Below are 16,037 nucleotides of genomic sequence, written 5' to 3' on the forward strand. Positions count from 1 at the left end.
CCGATCCCAATGAGGCAAGAATGACGGATACCGCGCTCGATCTTGAAGATATCAAACGTCGCATGCAGGGGGCCATCAGCGTTCTGCGCCAGGATCTGGCGGGGCTGCGGACCGGTCGGGCGTCGAGCAGCATGCTCGATCCGATCCAGGTTGAGATGTACGGCAGCCACATGCCGCTGAACCAGGTTGCGACCATCTCCGTGCCGGAGGCGCGGATGATTTCAGTTCAGGTTTGGGACCGGTCAGCAGTCGGTGCGGTGGAGCGCGCGATTCGTGAGTCCTCGCTCGGGCTCAATCCGGTGGTCGAAGGCCAGTTGATGCGGATTCCGATCCCGGAGTTGAATGCCGAGCGTCGCCAGGAGCTGGTGCGCGTCGCGCACAAATATGCCGAGCAGGCGAAGGTGTCCGTTCGTCACGTCCGCCGCGACGGCATGGAAGAGATCAAGCTCTTGGAAAAAGAGGGCGAGATCAGCCAGGACGACAGCCGTGTCCTGTCCGAGCGGGTTCAGAAGCTGACCGATGATTCCGTGGCGGAGATCGATCAGGTGCTGAGCCAGAAGGAACAGGAAATCACGCAGGTCTGATTGTGTTTGCGGGCCGCGACGAGAACCGCGCCCGCGCCCCCCGTATTCGTTTCGGTCACGCCCTTGGCGAGCGGCAAGCAACCGCAAGGCGTGACGGGATCTTCAAAAGCGTTGCCAAACGGTTTTGAGGTCCGTGATTTCCGTTCTTACCGGTCAGTGAGGCCGTTGAAAATGTCCGTCTTGGGAGGGGTGTCGGCGCGCCCGGATTTCGATACGGAAGCACCGACCGTGCCGGTTCATATCGGCATCATCATGGACGGCAACGGTCGCTGGGCCGAGGCGCGAGGGCTGCCGCGGGTCGCCGGCCATCGCAAAGGCGTCGATGCGCTGCGGCGCACGGTTCGTCACGCCGCTAAGCTCGGCGTGCGCCATCTGACCGTGTTCAGCTTTTCGTCGGAGAACTGGTCGCGCCCGGCTCAGGAAGTTGCGAGCCTCATGGGGCTTTTACGACGGTTCATCGAGCAGGATTTGCGCGAGCTCGATCAGAACAACATTCGGGTTCGTCCGATCGGGCGCCGCGACAATCTTTCCAAGGAAATCAACGAGTTGCTGACGCACGCGGAAGAGACGACGCGTGCCAACACCGGCATGACGCTTCTGGTCGCGTTCAACTATGGCGGGCGTGACGAGATCGCCCGGGCTTGCCGGATCGTGGCGGAGCGTGTTGCGGCCGGGGAGATTGCCGCCGACGCGGTCGATGAGACGCTGATCGCGTCGTATCTCGATACCGCCGGCATCCCGGACCCCGATCTGATCATTCGTACCAGCGGCGAGAGTCGGCTGTCCAACTTTCTCATGTGGCAGGCGGCTTACGCGGAGTTCGTGTTCGTGCCGGAGCTCTGGCCGGATTTCGACGAAGCGGCTCTGGAAGCGGCATTGAGCGAGTTCCGCAACCGCAACCGCCGGTTCGGAGGGGTGGTGGCCGGCGTCACCGGCGGATAGCCGTGTCGCGCCCTTCTCGCAACGGCCCGCACATTGACGCAGATCTGATCCGACGGGTGGTGTCGTCGGCCGTCCTGGCGCCGGCGGCGTTGCTGCTCGCCTGGGCGGGGGATGGCTATTTCGCGTTCGGTCTCGTCCTGCTCGGCCTGGTGGTGATGGTGGAATGGTTCCGCATGATCGCGGTGCCGTGGCGCTCGATTGCGTTCCTGGTGGCGGTCGGGGCTCTGGCGGGCGCCGCGCTGGTGACCTTTTTCCGCGATGTGGCCTCCGCTGTCGCGCTGCTTCTGGCGGGGGTGGCGATGACGGGCCTCGCGGTGACCACGGTGACGGCAGCGGGCCGGCCCCGGCGAGGCGTCAGGGCCTGGACGGCCGGCGGGCTCGCCTATGCCGGCTTCGGGGTTGTGGCGTTCATGGCGCTTCGCCAGGGCGAGCGTGGATTTCTGGTGGTCCTGCTTCTGTTCGCGGTGGGCTGGGCCACCGACATTCTCGCTTTTTTCGTAGGACGCACATTCGGCGGCCCGAAGCTTTGGCCGTCGGTCTCGCCCAAGAAGACCTGGTCGGGAGCGATCGGCGGCCTCGCGGCCGGCGGTGTGGCCGGCTGGCTGTTGATGTGGGCGGCCGGGGTATCGGTATCGACGCTTGGGGTGGCTGTGTTTCTTGCGCTGTCGATCGTGGCTCAGCTTGGAGACCTCTTGGAATCGGGCGCCAAGCGCCGCTTTGGCCTTAAGGATTCCGGGCGTCTCATTCCGGGCCACGGTGGGCTCATGGATCGTGTCGACGGCATCCTGGCCGCTGGCGTGCTTGCGCTCATCGTGGGCGTGGCGGCCAATGCGCCGGGCGGGCCCTCGGCCGGATTTTTCAGTGTGATCGGAGCCGGCGGATGAGCCAATCCTTGCCCCTGCGTGTCGTCGTTCTCGGGGCCACCGGTTCGATCGGAACGGCAACGCTTGACGTGATGTCTCAGGCGCCCGACCGGTTTCGGCTGGTCGGGATCGCCGCGCACCGCAACGCCGATGCGCTTGCCGACATCGCCAAACGCCATCGGCCGGAGCGGGTCGTGATTGCCGACGAAGGCCAAGAGGGCGCATTGGCCGACGCGCTCGCGGGAACCGGCATCGCGACGGCGGCCGGCCTGGCGGCACTGACCGATCTCGGCGCGATGCCGGCGGATATCGTCGTGGCGGCGATCAGCGGTGCGGCGGGACTGGCGCCGACGCTCGCCGCCATTCGCACTGGAACACGGGTGGCGATCGCCAACAAAGAGTGCCTGGTGACCGCAGGCTCGCTTGTCATGGCGGAGGCGAAGCGCGCCGGCGCCACCATCCTGCCCGTCGATTCGGAGCACAACGCCATCTTCCAGGTGTTCGAGGACAATGCGCTCGACGCGATCGAAGAGGTGATCCTGACGGCGTCGGGCGGTCCATTCCGGACCTGGGACCGGGCGAAGATGGCTGCGGCCGGGCCCGAGCAGGCCTTGAAGCATCCCAACTGGTCGATGGGCGCGAAAATCACCATCGATTCGGCTACCTTGATGAACAAGGGGCTGGAGCTGATCGAGGCATACCATCTGTTTCCGGTCCGCCCCGACCAGCTTTCCGTTGTGGTGCACCCGCAATCGATCGTGCACGGGCTCGTGCGCTACTCCGATGGCTCCTGTCTGGCGCAGCTCGGGACGCCGGACATGCGCACCCCGATCGCCAACTGCCTGAATTGGCCGGATCGCGCGCCAACGCGCGTCAAGCCGCTTGATTTGGTCGAGATCGGGAGCCTGACCTTTGAAGCGCCGGATCTTGACCGCTTCGAATGTCTGGGTCTCGCCATGGCGGCGCTTCGTCGCGGGGAGGGGGCTCCGACGTTGCTCAATGCGGCGAACGAGGTGGCTGTGTTCGCCTTTTTGGAGAAGCGGATCGGCTTTCTGGATATCGCCGCGTGCGTGGAGCGGGTTCTTAATTCCGCCGAACGTGCCCATATGGTGTCGGAACCGAAGTCGCTGGACGACGTGGCGGCGCTTGATGCCTATGCGCGCCGGACGGCGAAAGAAGCGATTTCGGAATTGGCAAGGGCTTGATCGCGGGCGGGCGCACGCATCGACTTGCTTCCCCGCGGTACGGGCTTTTGACGCGCTTTGAGCCTTTCCGCTCTGATGGAAACATCTGAGCGACAAGAAACGGTTCCAAATTCAATTGTTTGAGCAAGTGCTTATCGTTCAGATCGATTCAATTCGAACGGGACATGCTCTAGCGACGAGGACGGACGGACGATGGACCTGATCAGCGGATACGGCACAACGATCCTCTCTTATATTGTGCCTTTTCTGTTCGTGCTGACCATCGTCGTCTTCTTTCACGAGCTGGGCCACTTCCTGGTGGCTCGCTGGTGCGGCGTCGCGGTGCGGACGTTCTCCATCGGCTTTGGGCCGGAACTCTTCGGCTGGAATGACCGCCACGGAACGCGCTGGCGCGTCGCGCTGGTCCCGCTCGGTGGCTATGTCCGCTTCGAGGGAGACGAGAACGCCGCCAGCGTTCCGGACCATGACGCCATCGCGCACATGTCCGACCAGGAGCGCGCCACCAGCTTCTTTCTGAAGCCGGTCTGGCAGCGGGCGGCGGTCGTGGCCGCAGGGCCGGCGGCGAATTTCGTGTTGGCGATCGTGATTTTCACGGTCTTGTTCGTGGCGTTCGGCCGGCCGATGACGGCTGCGCAGGTCGATACCGTGCAGCCGGACTCTCCGGCGGCGGTCGCCGGCTTTGAGCCGGGCGACGTGATCGTGTCGATCGACGGGCACAAGATCGAAGCTTTCTCCGACGTGCAGCGAATGGTCTCCGGAAGTGCGGAGGTGCCGTTGTCCTTCACCGTCAACCGCGGCGGCACGCACGTCGATCTGACGGCGACGCCGGAGTTCCGCGAGGTGTCCGATGGTTTCGGCAACACCCATCGAATCGGCGTGCTCGGCATCAGCCGGGCGACCGATGCGGCGTCGGTGGAGACCAAGACCTATTCGCTACCGGCCGCCTTCCTGGCCGGGGTGGGGGAGACTTGGTTCATCGTGGAGCGGACGGCGTCCTATGTCGCCGGTGTCGTGGTCGGGCGGGAATCGGCCGATCAGCTCGGTGGTCCGATTCGGGTCGCCCAGGTGTCCAGCCAGGTGGCAACGCTCGGGATTACGGCGCTGATCAACCTCGCCGCCGTGCTGTCGGTCTCGATCGGCCTGATCAATCTGTTGCCGATTCCCATGCTCGATGGCGGGCATCTGGTCTTCTACGGCATCGAGGCCGCGCGCGGTCGTCCGCTGTCGGAGCGCTCCCAGGACATCGGATTTCGGATCGGGCTCGCGCTCGTTCTGATGCTGATGATCTTCGCGACCTTCAACGACATCCGCCAGATCGCAGGGTCATGAGAATCCGACTTGGGTAATTTCTTCCGTGGCGCGAAGCGCGCTGAAGGCGCCATCCTAAGGATGTGTCAATCAACAGTGCTCGCGTAAAAATAATCCGTCAGGGTTAAGGCCGAATTAACGCTGCTGCCCCGGAAAGTCGGAAAAATCCTGACTTTTAGGGGGTATAAACGCATTTTGCGGCGCAACCCACTTGCCGAACGCGGCCAGAATCCGCCATTTCTCCCGCTCTTGTCCGGCGCTTCGGGCAAGCGTGTCGAACGGGCCACGGTTTCCCTGGAATCGTGGGAGTGACCCGGTGGCTCGTCTTGCTTCGGCGCCAAAAGCCTGCAATACCAACCGCATCGCAGATCGTAACGCGTAGGCATGCCGCTGTCTGTCGGCGGAAGATGCGGAGCACAGAGGGCCAATCCCCCGCAATGCACGCTACTCCCGACTTGATCCGTAAGATCACTCTCGCCCTCGCCCTTTTCGTGATCGCGGCGGTTGCCGCGCCCATGGGCTCGCTTGTTTCCGCGACGCCGGCTGAAGCGGCGGTGGTGCGTTCCATCGATGTTGAGGGCAATACCCGGATCGATCCGGAGACCGTGCGGGCTTACCTCACGATCAAACCCGGTCAATCGTTCGGGCCGAGCGACATCGACCAGTCGATCGAAAGCCTGTTTGCCACCGGCCTGTTCGCCGATGTGCAGATTGTGCAGCGCGGTTCGACCCTGGTCGTCACCGTTCGCGAAAACCCGATCATTAACCGCGTGAATTTCGAGGGCAATCGTGGCCTTTCGGATGAAACGCTGGCCGGTGTGGTGCAATCCAAGGAGCGCTCCGTTCTGACCCGCGCGCGGGTGCAGTCCGACGTCGAGCGGATCCTGGAGACCTACCGTCGCCGCGGCAACTATCAGGCCAGCGTCGAGCCGAAGATCATCGATCTCCAGCAGAACCGCGTCGACCTCGTGTTCGAGATCAACGAGGGCGGCAAGACCGAGGTTGCGCGCATCACCTTCATCGGTAACGACCATTTCTCCGACGGTCGCTTGCGTGATGTGATCAAGACGCGTCAGTCCGGCTATCTCGGCTGGCTCCGGACCACGGACACCTACGACCCGGACCGGTTCGCCGCCGACCAGGAACTGCTGCGCCGCTTCTATTACAACCACGGCTATGCGGACTTCCGCATCATCTCCTCGGTTGCCGACTTCGATCGCGAGCGTAACACCTTCTTCATCACCTACACGGTCGAAGAGGGCCCGCAGTACCGGTTCGGCGATATCGACATCGACACCACGCTGAGCTCGCTCGACCCGGAAAAGATGCGGGGCGATTTGGAGACCCGGTCCGGCCGCGTCTACTCCTCCGAGCTGGTCGAGAAGTCGCTTGAGAACCTGACGATTGCCGCCTCCGGCAAGGGCTATCCGTTCGCTCAGGTCCGTCCTCGCGGTCAGCGCGATTTCGAGAACCACACCATCTCGATCAGCTATCAGATCGACGAGGGGCCGCGCGCCTACATCGAGCGGATCAACATCATCGGCAACACGTCGACCCGGGACTACGTGATCCGGCGTGAGTTCGACATCGTCGAAGGTGATGCCTACAACCGCGTGCTGGTGGATCGCGCCGAGCGCCGCCTCAATCAGCTCGGTTTCTTCGAGACGGTGCGGATCGCGACCGAGCAGGGCTCGTCCCCCGACCGCGTGATCGTCAATGTCTACGTGGAAGAGAAGCCGACCGGTAAGGTCTCCTTCGGTGTGGGCTACTCCAGCTCCGACGGCATCATTGGCGACGTCTCGATCGAGGAGCGCAACTTCCTCGGCCGCGGCCAGTACGTGAAGTTCCTCGTCGGTGGCGGCGAGAACTCGACCAACGTCGAATTCTCCTTCACCGAGCCCTTCTTCCTGGGCCGGCGGATCGCGGCGGGCTTCGATGTCTACAATCGGACCGACGACGCCGACTCCACGCAGTCCTACGACCAGACCTTGACGGGCGGCACCTTGCGGTTCGGCTTCCCGCTGAACGACGACACCACGCTGCAGCCCTTCTACAAGATCTACAATCGTGACATCGACATCCCGGATTTCACGACCGAGCAGAACTGCTTCCAGAACCAGAACTACATCTCGGATGCGGTCTGTCAGTCGCAGGGCTCCAAGCTGACGTCGATGATCGGTGCGTCGTTGATCTACAACACGCTCGACAACCAGAACTTCCCGCGGGACGGCATCTACGCCAAGTTCACGCAGGAATTCGCCGGCGTGGGGGGGGACACCCACTTCACCCGGACCAATGCCGAGGCGCGTTTCTATAAGGAAATCGTCCCGGCGTGGGGTGTGGTCGGCTCGGTCCGTGGTCAGGGCGGTATCATCGAGCCCACGAAGGATGGTCTGGACCTTCAGGATCAGTACTTCATCGGTGGTTCGGTTATCCGCGGCTTCGACACCTCCGGTATCGGTCCGCGCGACGCCAACACCGGCGATGCGCTGGGTGGCCGCTACTACATCGCCGGTAGCGTCGAGGCGACCTTCCCGCTGCCGCTGATCCCGGAAGAGATCGGCTTCTCCGGTGCGGTGTTCAGTGACGCTGGTTCGCTCTGGGGTGTCGATCCGGACGACGTGCCGAGCGGAGTGAACGTGGTGTCGGACGACTTCGACCTGCGCTGGACGGCCGGCTTCGGTATCCTCTGGAATTCGCCGCTTGGCCCGCTCCGTGCCGACTTCGCCTGGCCGATCGTGAAGAACGACGCGGATGAGACCCAGGTCTTCCGGATCGGTGGCGGTACCCGCTTCTAACGGAGGGCCGGACAAACGGGCCCCGTGCGCGGAGGGGTGTGATCCGGTCATTGGCTTCTCGTCAGACGTCGCGACGTGGCACTGACGGGACGCGAGATCCGAGGTCGTTCCGATCCAGATGCGCGTTCGGTGTTTTGGGAACGGGCCGCAGTCGCGGCCCGTTCGACGTTTTGCCGGAGACTTGAGGTCCAGATGGCCGAACCCACGTTTTTTGCTCCGCCGGAACCGCTGTCGCTTGGCGCGATCGCGGAAGTATTAAAGGCGGAGCTCGCGCAGGGAGATCCGGCGCAAACGATCGCCGGTGTTGCGTCCCTGGACCGTGCTGGTCCGTCCGATCTCACCTTCATCGAGAACAAGCGCTATTGGGAGAGCCTCGGTCAGACGGCGGCCGGCGCCGTGCTGTGTCGGCAAGCGGACCTCGCCCATGTGCCGGCGTCCGTGGCCGCGCTCGTGGTGGCGGCGCCTTACCGGGCCTTCGCGGGTATCGGCGCGCGCCTTTTCCCCGGCGCGGTCATGTTCCCGCCGATGACGGAGACGAAGGGTCTCTCGCCTGCGGCCCATGTGGATCCCTCTGCCCGGCTGGAGGAAGGAGTGGTCGTGGAGCCCGGCGCGGTCGTCGGGCCGGACGTGGAAATTGGCGCCGGGTCGGTCATTGGCCCGGGCGCGGTTGTTGCGCGTCATTGCCGGATTGGCCGGAGTTGCCACATCGGGGCCGGCGCCACGGTTCAGCACAGCCTGATCGGGGATCGTGTGATCCTGCATCCCGGCGTGCGGCTTGGCCAGGACGGCTTCGGCTATTCCATGGGCGCCAAGCATATCAAGATTCCCCAACTCGGACGGCTGATCGTTCAGGACGACGTGGAGATCGGGGCGAACACGACGGTCGATCGCGGGTCCTTGCGCGATACGGTGATCGGCGAAGGGACCAAGATCGACAACCTGGTTCAGATTGGGCACAACGTGCAGATCGGGCGCCACTGTGTGATCGTCGCCGAAGTCGGCATCTCCGGCAGTGCCGAGCTCGGGGACTATGTTGTCCTGGGTGGCAAGGCGTCGGTTGGCGAGCACATTGTGATCGGCCCGGGTGCGCAGATTGCCGGCACGAGCGCGGTGAACAGCGATGTCCCGCCACGCGCGCGCTGGATCGGATCGCCCGCGCGCCCGGTTCGGCAGTGGACACGGGAACAAAGAGCACTCAGGGCGCTTGCCAACGCGAGTGGGTCGGGTACACGAGAAGGATACCGCCAAGGGTCCGATGAGGATGAGGAGACGTCTGGATGAACGCGTTGGGTGAGGGGGCCACGATGGAGGCCGCGGACATCATGCGGGTCCTCACTATGCTGCCTCACCGGTATCCGTTCTTGATGGTGGACCGCATCATCCAGATGAAGGGTGACGAGTCCGGCATCGGAATCAAGAACGTCACCTACAATGAGCCACATTTCCAGGGCCATTTTCCTGGGCAGCCGGTGATGCCGGGCGTTCTGATCGTGGAAGGCATGGCGCAGACGGCCGGCGGCCTGTGCGTGGCGGCGCGCGGCAACAAGAAGCCGAAGGTGGTCTACTTCATGACGATCGATCGGGCGAAGTTCCGCAAGCCCGTGGTTCCGGGCGATGTCCTGGAATATCACGTCACCAAGATCAAGAATCGGCAGAATATCTGGAAATTCGCCGCTGTCGGCTTGGTCGGCGGCAACAAGGTGGCGGAGGCTGAGATCTCCGCGATGATCATCGACGAGTAGGCCTCGTGACCAGCATTCATCCCACGGCGATCGTCTCCGACGGCGCAGTGCTTGGCGCCGACGTGCATGTCGGCCCCTATTCGATTATCGGATCGCAAGCCGTCATCGGCGATGGCGTCTGGATCGGCTCCCACGTGGTCGTCGACGGCCACACAGAGATTGGCGCCGGCACCCGCATCTTCCCGTTCGCGAGCCTCGGTTCGCCGCCCCAGGACCTGAGCTACAAGGGCGAGGCCAACCGGATCATCGTCGGCAAGAATGTCGTCGTGCGTGAGCATGTCACGATCAATCCCGGCACGGCGAAGGACCGGCTTCTGACGACGGTCGGCGACGACTGCTATCTGATGGTTGCCTCTCACGTCGCTCACGACTGCCAGGTCGGCAACAACGTTATCCTGTCCAACAATGTCATGCTCGGCGGCCACGTGAAGGTCGGCGACCACGTGATCATGGGAGGTGGCGCCGCGGTCCACCAGCTGGTCCGGATCGGCAGCCATGCCTTCGTTTCCGGCGTCACCGGTGTCGGCGACGACGTGATTCCGTTCGGCAACGTCTTCGGAAACCGCGCCAAGTTGGTCGGCCTCAACCTGGTCGGGCTGAAGCGGCGCGGCTTCGACCGCGAGCAGATCCACACCCTGCGTCGGGCCTATCGCTACCTGTTCTCCAACGAGGGTACCTTGAAGGAGCGGATGGAGGACGTGGCGAACATGTTCGGCGGCGAACCGCTGGTCGAGCTGATCCTGGATTTCATTCGCCAGGGCGGAGACCGTGCGCTGTGCACGCCGTGGGGGCAGGGCCAGAATTGAGCCGGGCGGAAGCGCCACCGGCTGACGGCGAGGGCCCGATCGGGATCGTCGCCGGGGGTGGCCGGCTTCCGTTGGAAGTGGCCGAGGCGGTGGAAGCCAGCGGCCGGCGGGTCATCATTGCCGGCATCGACGGCGAGGCCGATCTTGTACTCGACCATCCCGCAACCCGCACGTTTCGGTGGGGTCAGGTCGGCGGCGCGATCGATTTCATGGCCGCCAAGGGGGTCCGCGACGTCGTGTTCGTCGGTGCGATTGCTCGCCGGCCGGATTTCAAGGCGATGCGGCTCGATATCGGGACGCTGCGTCGGGTTCCCAAGATCGTCAAGGCCCTCGTGGGCGGGGACGACAGCGTGGTCCGCAAGGTGCTGGCGCTGATCGAGGCGGAAGGATTTCGCGTGAAGGGAATCGCAGAGGTCGCGCCGGCGCTTCTGGTGTCGGAGGGGACGTTGGGCCGGCATCGGCCGACACCGGAAGATCTTGAGGACGCCATGCTGGCGATGCGGGCGTTGGCGACCCTTGGGCCGTTCGATGTCGGGCAATCCGCGGTCGTGGTCCGGGGGCGGATCGTGGCGATCGAGGCGGCGGAAGGCACCGACCGCATGCTTCAAAGGGTCAAGGAGCTCCGGGAGATGGGGCGCGTCGGCGGCCGCGGCGGCATTCTGGTGAAGCGGGCAAAGCCGGGACAGGATCTGAGAACCGAGCTGCCGACCGTCGGTGCGGCCACCGTGGCCGCGGCGGCGGGCGCCAAGCTCGGTGGCATCGTGCTGGAAGCCGGTCGCACCATCGTCGCCGATCGCCCGCAAACGATCGCCGACGCCGACGCGGCGGGCCTGTTCCTTCATGCCGTTGCCGGTGAGGAGCAGGTGGCGTGAGGCCCGAAGAGGATCGGTCGCCCGAGCGTTGCAGGCGAAGGCGAAGCCGGCCCGCCGCCCGCAAACGCATCCAAAAAGTGAGTTAGCGTCCCAATGACGAGCGAAACGGCTCTAAGCGTGTTCGTGATCGCCGGCGAGACCAGTGGCGATCATCTGGGCGGCGCGCTGATGGCCGCGCTCAAGGCCAAGACCGGCGGCCGCGTTGCCTTTACGGGCGTGGGCGGGGAGGCCATGCAGGCGGAGGGGCTGGAGCCGCTGTTTCCGTTCTCCGACATCACGGTCATGGGTGCGGATGCGATCATCCGCCGGCTGCCTCAGCTTCTTGCCCGTATCCGGCAAACGGCGGCGGCTGTGGTGGCGCAGAAGCCGGACGTGCTCGTGATCATCGACGCGCCGGATTTTACCCACCGTGTCGCGCGCAAAGTGCGCCGCCAGGATCCCTCAATCCCGATCGTGGACTATGTCAGTCCGACGGTTTGGGTCTGGCGTCCCGGCCGCGCGAAAGCGATGGCAGCCTATGTCGATCGGCTGATGGCGGTTCTGCCGTTCGAGCCTGGCGTGCATGCGCGGCTTGGCGGCCCGCCGACCACCTATGTCGGCCATCCCGTGTTGGAAACGCTGTTGCCGGAGTTGCCGGCAAGCGACCACGGTGTGGAGGCGGAAAAGCGGCCGGTTCTCTTGATCCTGCCAGGCAGCCGCTCGTCGGAGATTTCCGCGCTGCTGCCGACTTTCGGCGAGGCCGTGGCGCGGATTGCCGAGCGGGTGGAGGGAGTGCGCCCCGTTTTGCCGGCCGTCTCCCATCTTGCCGATAGGATCGAGGCGGAGGTCGCCGATTGGCCGGTCAAGGCGGAGGTCGTGCGCGGACGGGAGGCGAAGCTCGCTGCCTTCGCCGAGGCGCGGGCCGCGCTCGCCGCGTCGGGAACCGTGACGCTCGAGCTGGCGGTTGCCGGCGTGCCGATGGCGGTGGCCTATAAGCTCGATGCCGTCGCGCGGGCGCTGCGCGTGGTCAATCGCGTGTTCCGGTTCGTGAATTACACCACTATGGTGCTGCCGAACATCATCCTGGAAGAGCACGCGATTCCCGACTTCCTTGAGGAGGACGTGACGCCGGAGAAGCTTGCCGATGCGGTCGTGCCCCTTCTGGCGGATACGCCGACGCGTCGGCGGCAAATCGCTGCCTTCGCCCGGCTGGATGCGCTGATGCGGCTCCATGATGGGGCGTTACCGAGCGAACGGGCGGCCGAAACCGTGCTCGACATGGTTCGGACGAAGGCGGGATAGGGCGTCGTCCGGTCGGCGCTGCGCCTGCTCAGGGCGTCTCTTTTCCGCGCAACTCGTCGCGAATTTCGATCAGGACATCGAGCTGGGACGGGCCGGTTTTCACCTCCGGCACGACGTCGTCCGGCTTTTCCGCCATTGCGCGGATCCGGTTGACGAACTTGACCAGCATGAACACCACCAGCGCGATGATCAGAAAGTTGATGCAGCGCGTGAGGAAGGCGCCATAGGCAAAAATGGCGGCGCCGCTTTCTCGCGCGGCGTCCAGGCTGGAGCCCGGCGGTACGTCGCCGGACAGCACGACATACATCGACGTGAAATCGATGCCGCCGACGATCAGTCCGATGACGGGATTGATCAGGTCGTTCACGAGGCTTTGGACGATCGCAGTGAAAGCCGCCCCGATGATGATGCCGACGGCAAGGTCGATGACATTGCCTTTGGCGACGAAGTCGCGGAACTCCTTGATCATGGCGGACTTTCTCCCTGCTTCGGCAGACGCGCGAAGACTGAAACCCGATGCTGTCGGACTCTACTCTGATCCGGATCCGGCAGGTGTCAAAACCAAAAAAGCCCGCGAAGATCGCTCTTCGCGGGCTTTTCATTCGTGTCCTCACAAAGGACGGAGCGGATTAGCTCCGCTGAGTGATCGGCACGTAGTCGCGCTGGGAGGCGCCGGTGTAGAGCTGGCGCGGGCGACCGATCTTCTGGTGCGGATCTTCCACCATTTCCTTCCACTGGGCGATCCAACCGACCGTGCGCGCAAGCGCGAACAGCACGGTGAACATGGTGGTCGGGAAGCCCAGCGCGCGAAGCGTGATGCCGGAGTAGAAGTCGATGTTGGGATAGAGCTTCTTCTCGATGAAGTACTCGTCGCTGAGCGCGATCTTTTCGAGCTCCATGGCGACGTCCAGCGCCGGATCGTCCTTGATCCCGAGCTCGGCCAGCACTTCGTGGCAGGTCTTCTGCATGATCTTGGCGCGCGGGTCGTAGTTCTTGTAGACCCGGTGGCCGAAGCCCATCAGACGGAACGGATCGTTCTTGTCCTTGGCGCGCGCGACATATTCCGGGATCTGATCGACCGAGCCGATCTGATGCAGCATGTTGAGCGCCGCCTCGTTGGCGCCGCCATGTGCCGGACCCCACAGGCAGGCGATGCCGGCCGCGATGCAGGCGAACGGGTTGGCACCCGAAGAACCGGCGAGCCGCACCGTCGACGTCGACGCGTTCTGCTCGTGGTCGGCATGCAGGATGAAGATCCGGTCCATCGCCCGGGACAGAACCGGGTTGAACTTGTAGTCCTCGCACGGCACCCCGAAACACATCTGCAGGAAGTTCGCAGAATAGTCGAGATCGTTGCGGGGATACATGAACGGCTGGCCGATCGAGTACTTGTAGGCCATAGCCGCGATGGTCGGCATCTTGGCGATCATGCGCAGGCTGGCGATCATACGCTGCTGCGGATCGGTGATGTCGGTGGAGTCGTGATAGAAGGCGGCAAGCGCGCCGACCACACCGACCATGACCGCCATCGGATGAGCATCGCGACGGAAACCGGTGAAGAACCGGTTCATCTGCTCATGGATCATCGTGTGGTAGGTGACCCGCTGAACGAAATCGTTCTTTTCCGCCGTGGTCGGCAGCTCTCCGTAGAGGAGAAGGTAGCAGGTCTCGAGAAAGTCGCCGTGCTCGGCGAGTTGGTCGATCGGGTAGCCGCGATAGAGAAGGACGCCTTCGTCGCCGTCGATGAAGGTGATCTTCGATTCACACGAGGCCGTGGAAGTGAAGCCGGGGTCGTAGGTGAAGCGCCCGGTATTCTTGTAGAGCGACTGGATGTCGACCACATCCGGCCCAACGGAGCCGGAGTGGATCGGAAACTCCCAGCTATCGTCTCCGATCGTTAGTTTGGCATTCTTCCCATCTGCCATAAGCACACCCCAATCTAGCAAGATCGCAGGCGGGTGGATCCGTGCGGGAGGGCACCGATCGCCCCTTCACCGTACGACGACGGTGCCTCGCGATGGGTGGATTGTCGCTTGCTGCGTAGCCGATTTGAACCCACCTCGCAAGCAACACCGGACTTTGCGGACGACCTGCCGCGCCTTCTGCGGTTGCCGGTCGAGGAGGCTCGCCGAAAGCGTGTGGTCGGTCGTTCTCACGCGGTGGCATGTCCCCGCCGCCGCGTGAGCGTTCTTGCGATCAGGCTGCTGGAGAGGATGCTTGATCGCTCAGACGTGCGAGGCTCTCCTCACGGCCGAGTGTCTCCAAGACATCGAACACCGGCGGGGAGGTGGTGCGGCCGGTCAGCGCGCAACGTAGAGGTTGCGCCACCTTGCCGAGCTTCAAGCCGGTCTCTTCGGCGTAGGCGCGGACTTCCGCTTCCGTGGCTTCCGCGCTCCATTGGGGAAGCTTGGCGAGACGTTCCGCCATGGCGGCGAGATGGCTGCGAGCCTCGTCGGTTAGTATGCCGGCGGCCTTTGCGTCGAGAGAAAGTGGGCGTTTGGCCCAGATATATTCTGCCGAATCAATTAGTTCGACCAATGTCTTCGCGCGCTCCTTCAGCCCCGGAAGGGCGTGTGCGAAGCGCGCGCGAATCTCGGGCGTGAGCGTTGTTGCGACCGTGACGTTGTTGTCGAGGTGCGGCAGCAGCGTGTCGATCGCTTCCATCAGCCGCTCGTCGCTGCTGGTGCGGATATAGTGGCCGTTCAGGTTTTCCAGCTTGGCGAAGTCGAAGCGGGCTGCCGAGCGGCCGATCTGGTCGAGGTCGAACCACTCGATCATCTCTTCGGTGGAGAAGATCTCCGTGTCGCCGTGGCTCCAACCGAGCCGCACCAGATAGTTGCGAAGCGCCTCGGGCAGGTAGCCCATGGCGCGGTAGGCTTCCACGCCCAGGGCGCCGTGGCGCTTGGATAGCTTGGCCCCGTCCGGTCCGTGGATCAGCGGGATGTGGGACCAGCTCGGCACGTCCCATCCCATCGCCTGATAGATGACGCTCTGGCGGGCGGCGTTGGTCAGGTGGTCGTCGCCGCGCACCACATGGGTCACGCCCATGTCGTGGTCGTCCACCACGACGGCGAGCATGTAGGTGGGCGTGCCGTCGGAGCGCAGGATGATGAAGTCGTCCAGGTCCTTGTTGGCGAACGAGACGCGGCCCTGGACCCGGTCTTCCACGATCGTCTCGCCGTCGAGCGGCGTCTTGATGCGGATGACGGGGGGTACGCCTTCCGGTGCCTCGGACGGATCGCGGTCGCGCCAGCGCCGGTCGTAGAGCGGCGGCCGTCCCTCCGCCCGGGCGCGCTCGCGCATTTCCGTCAGCTCCTCGGCAGACGCGTAGCAACGATAGGCCGCGCCGGACTCCAAGAGCGCGTGTGCAATCTCCGCATGACGTTCGGCGCGGGAGAACTGGTAGACCGGCTCGCCGTCCCAATCGATGCCGAGCCAGGAGAGCCCGTCCAGGATCGCCGCGATGGCCGCGTCCGTGGAGCGTTCGCGGTCGGTATCCTCGATCCTGAGCAGCATCTTGCCGCCGGTGTGGCGGGCATAGAGCCAGTTGAAGAGCGCGGTGCGCGCGCCGCCGATGTGTAGGAAGCCGGTCGGAGAGGGGGCGAAACGCGTGACCACGGGCGCCGTCATGGATGC

At 64.2% G+C, this 16,037-nt stretch carries 14 protein-coding genes; 11 read left to right on the forward strand and 3 right to left on the reverse strand.

Annotated features, from left to right (window positions below; translation table 11 throughout):
* Positions 1-20: 20 nt before the first annotated feature.
* The 11 genes from frr to lpxB all read left to right on the forward strand — a co-directional run bounded on the left by frr (position 21) and on the right by lpxB (position 12,401).
* A complete protein-coding gene (gene frr / locus HNS03_RS03845) occupies positions 21-584 on the forward strand; it encodes a ribosome recycling factor (RefSeq protein ID WP_367193226.1) in 564 nt (187 codons plus the stop codon).
* A gap of 171 nt (positions 585-755) precedes the next feature.
* Positions 756-1,526 carry an isoprenyl transferase gene (locus tag HNS03_RS03850; protein ID WP_367193228.1) on the forward strand — a complete coding sequence of 257 codons (771 nt, stop codon included), beginning with the start codon at positions 756-758 and terminating at the stop codon, positions 1,524-1,526.
* A 2-nt stretch (positions 1,527-1,528) separates the two neighbouring features.
* Positions 1,529-2,410, forward strand: a complete 882-nt coding sequence (locus HNS03_RS03855; RefSeq protein ID WP_367193229.1) for a phosphatidate cytidylyltransferase — start codon at positions 1,529-1,531, stop codon at positions 2,408-2,410.
* Positions 2,407-3,594 (forward strand): 1-deoxy-D-xylulose-5-phosphate reductoisomerase, encoded by a 1,188-nt coding sequence (locus tag HNS03_RS03860; RefSeq protein ID WP_367193231.1) that lies wholly within the window; start codon positions 2,407-2,409, stop codon positions 3,592-3,594. The genes HNS03_RS03855 and HNS03_RS03860 overlap by 4 nt, the downstream gene beginning before the upstream one ends.
* Before the next feature lie 192 nt (positions 3,595-3,786).
* Positions 3,787-4,923, forward strand: a complete 1,137-nt coding sequence (gene rseP, locus HNS03_RS03865; RefSeq protein WP_367193233.1) for an RIP metalloprotease RseP — start codon at positions 3,787-3,789, stop codon at positions 4,921-4,923.
* 416 nt (positions 4,924-5,339) lie between these two features.
* The gene (gene bamA, locus HNS03_RS03870; protein ID WP_367193235.1) at positions 5,340-7,700 is read left to right on the forward strand and encodes an outer membrane protein assembly factor BamA; all 2,361 of its coding nucleotides are present in this window, start codon (positions 5,340-5,342) and stop codon (positions 7,698-7,700) included.
* Between the two features lie 192 nt (positions 7,701-7,892).
* Complete coding sequence (gene lpxD / locus HNS03_RS03875; protein WP_367193236.1) at positions 7,893-8,981, forward strand: UDP-3-O-(3-hydroxymyristoyl)glucosamine N-acyltransferase; 1,089 nt, start codon at positions 7,893-7,895, stop codon at positions 8,979-8,981.
* Positions 8,978-9,442 (forward strand): 3-hydroxyacyl-ACP dehydratase FabZ, encoded by a 465-nt coding sequence (gene fabZ / locus HNS03_RS03880; protein WP_367193238.1) that lies wholly within the window; start codon positions 8,978-8,980, stop codon positions 9,440-9,442. Before lpxD ends, fabZ begins: the two co-directional genes overlap by 4 nt.
* A 5-nt stretch (positions 9,443-9,447) precedes the next feature.
* Positions 9,448-10,248 carry an acyl-ACP--UDP-N-acetylglucosamine O-acyltransferase gene (gene lpxA / locus HNS03_RS03885; RefSeq protein WP_367193240.1) on the forward strand — a complete coding sequence of 267 codons (801 nt, stop codon included), beginning with the start codon at positions 9,448-9,450 and terminating at the stop codon, positions 10,246-10,248.
* Complete coding sequence (locus HNS03_RS03890; protein ID WP_367193241.1) at positions 10,245-11,120, forward strand: LpxI family protein; 876 nt, start codon at positions 10,245-10,247, stop codon at positions 11,118-11,120. The genes lpxA and HNS03_RS03890 overlap by 4 nt, the downstream gene beginning before the upstream one ends.
* Before the next feature lie 93 nt (positions 11,121-11,213).
* Positions 11,214-12,401, forward strand: coding sequence for a lipid-A-disaccharide synthase (gene lpxB, locus HNS03_RS03895; protein WP_367193243.1), 1,188 nt, complete (start codon positions 11,214-11,216; stop codon positions 12,399-12,401).
* A gap of 28 nt (positions 12,402-12,429) precedes the next feature.
* Here lpxB and mscL read toward each other — a convergent pair whose 3' ends face one another.
* The 3 genes from mscL to gltX form a co-directional block, all read right to left on the reverse strand.
* Positions 12,430-12,870: a large conductance mechanosensitive channel protein MscL gene (mscL, locus tag HNS03_RS03900; protein WP_367193244.1), complete on the reverse strand. Its 441-nt coding sequence runs from the start codon at positions 12,868-12,870 to the stop codon at positions 12,430-12,432.
* 160 nt (positions 12,871-13,030) lie between these two features.
* The gene (gene gltA, locus HNS03_RS03905; RefSeq protein WP_367193245.1) at positions 13,031-14,326 is read right to left on the reverse strand and encodes a citrate synthase; all 1,296 of its coding nucleotides are present in this window, start codon (positions 14,324-14,326) and stop codon (positions 13,031-13,033) included.
* Between the two features lie 271 nt (positions 14,327-14,597).
* Positions 14,598-16,031 carry a glutamate--tRNA ligase gene (gene gltX, locus HNS03_RS03910; protein WP_367193247.1) on the reverse strand — a complete coding sequence of 478 codons (1,434 nt, stop codon included), beginning with the start codon at positions 16,029-16,031 and terminating at the stop codon, positions 14,598-14,600.
* Positions 16,032-16,037: the final 6 nt, after the last annotated feature.

Source organism: Amorphus sp. 3PC139-8, assembly GCF_040750475.1.
In the GTDB taxonomy this organism is placed as follows: domain Bacteria; phylum Pseudomonadota; class Alphaproteobacteria; order Rhizobiales; family Amorphaceae; genus Amorphus.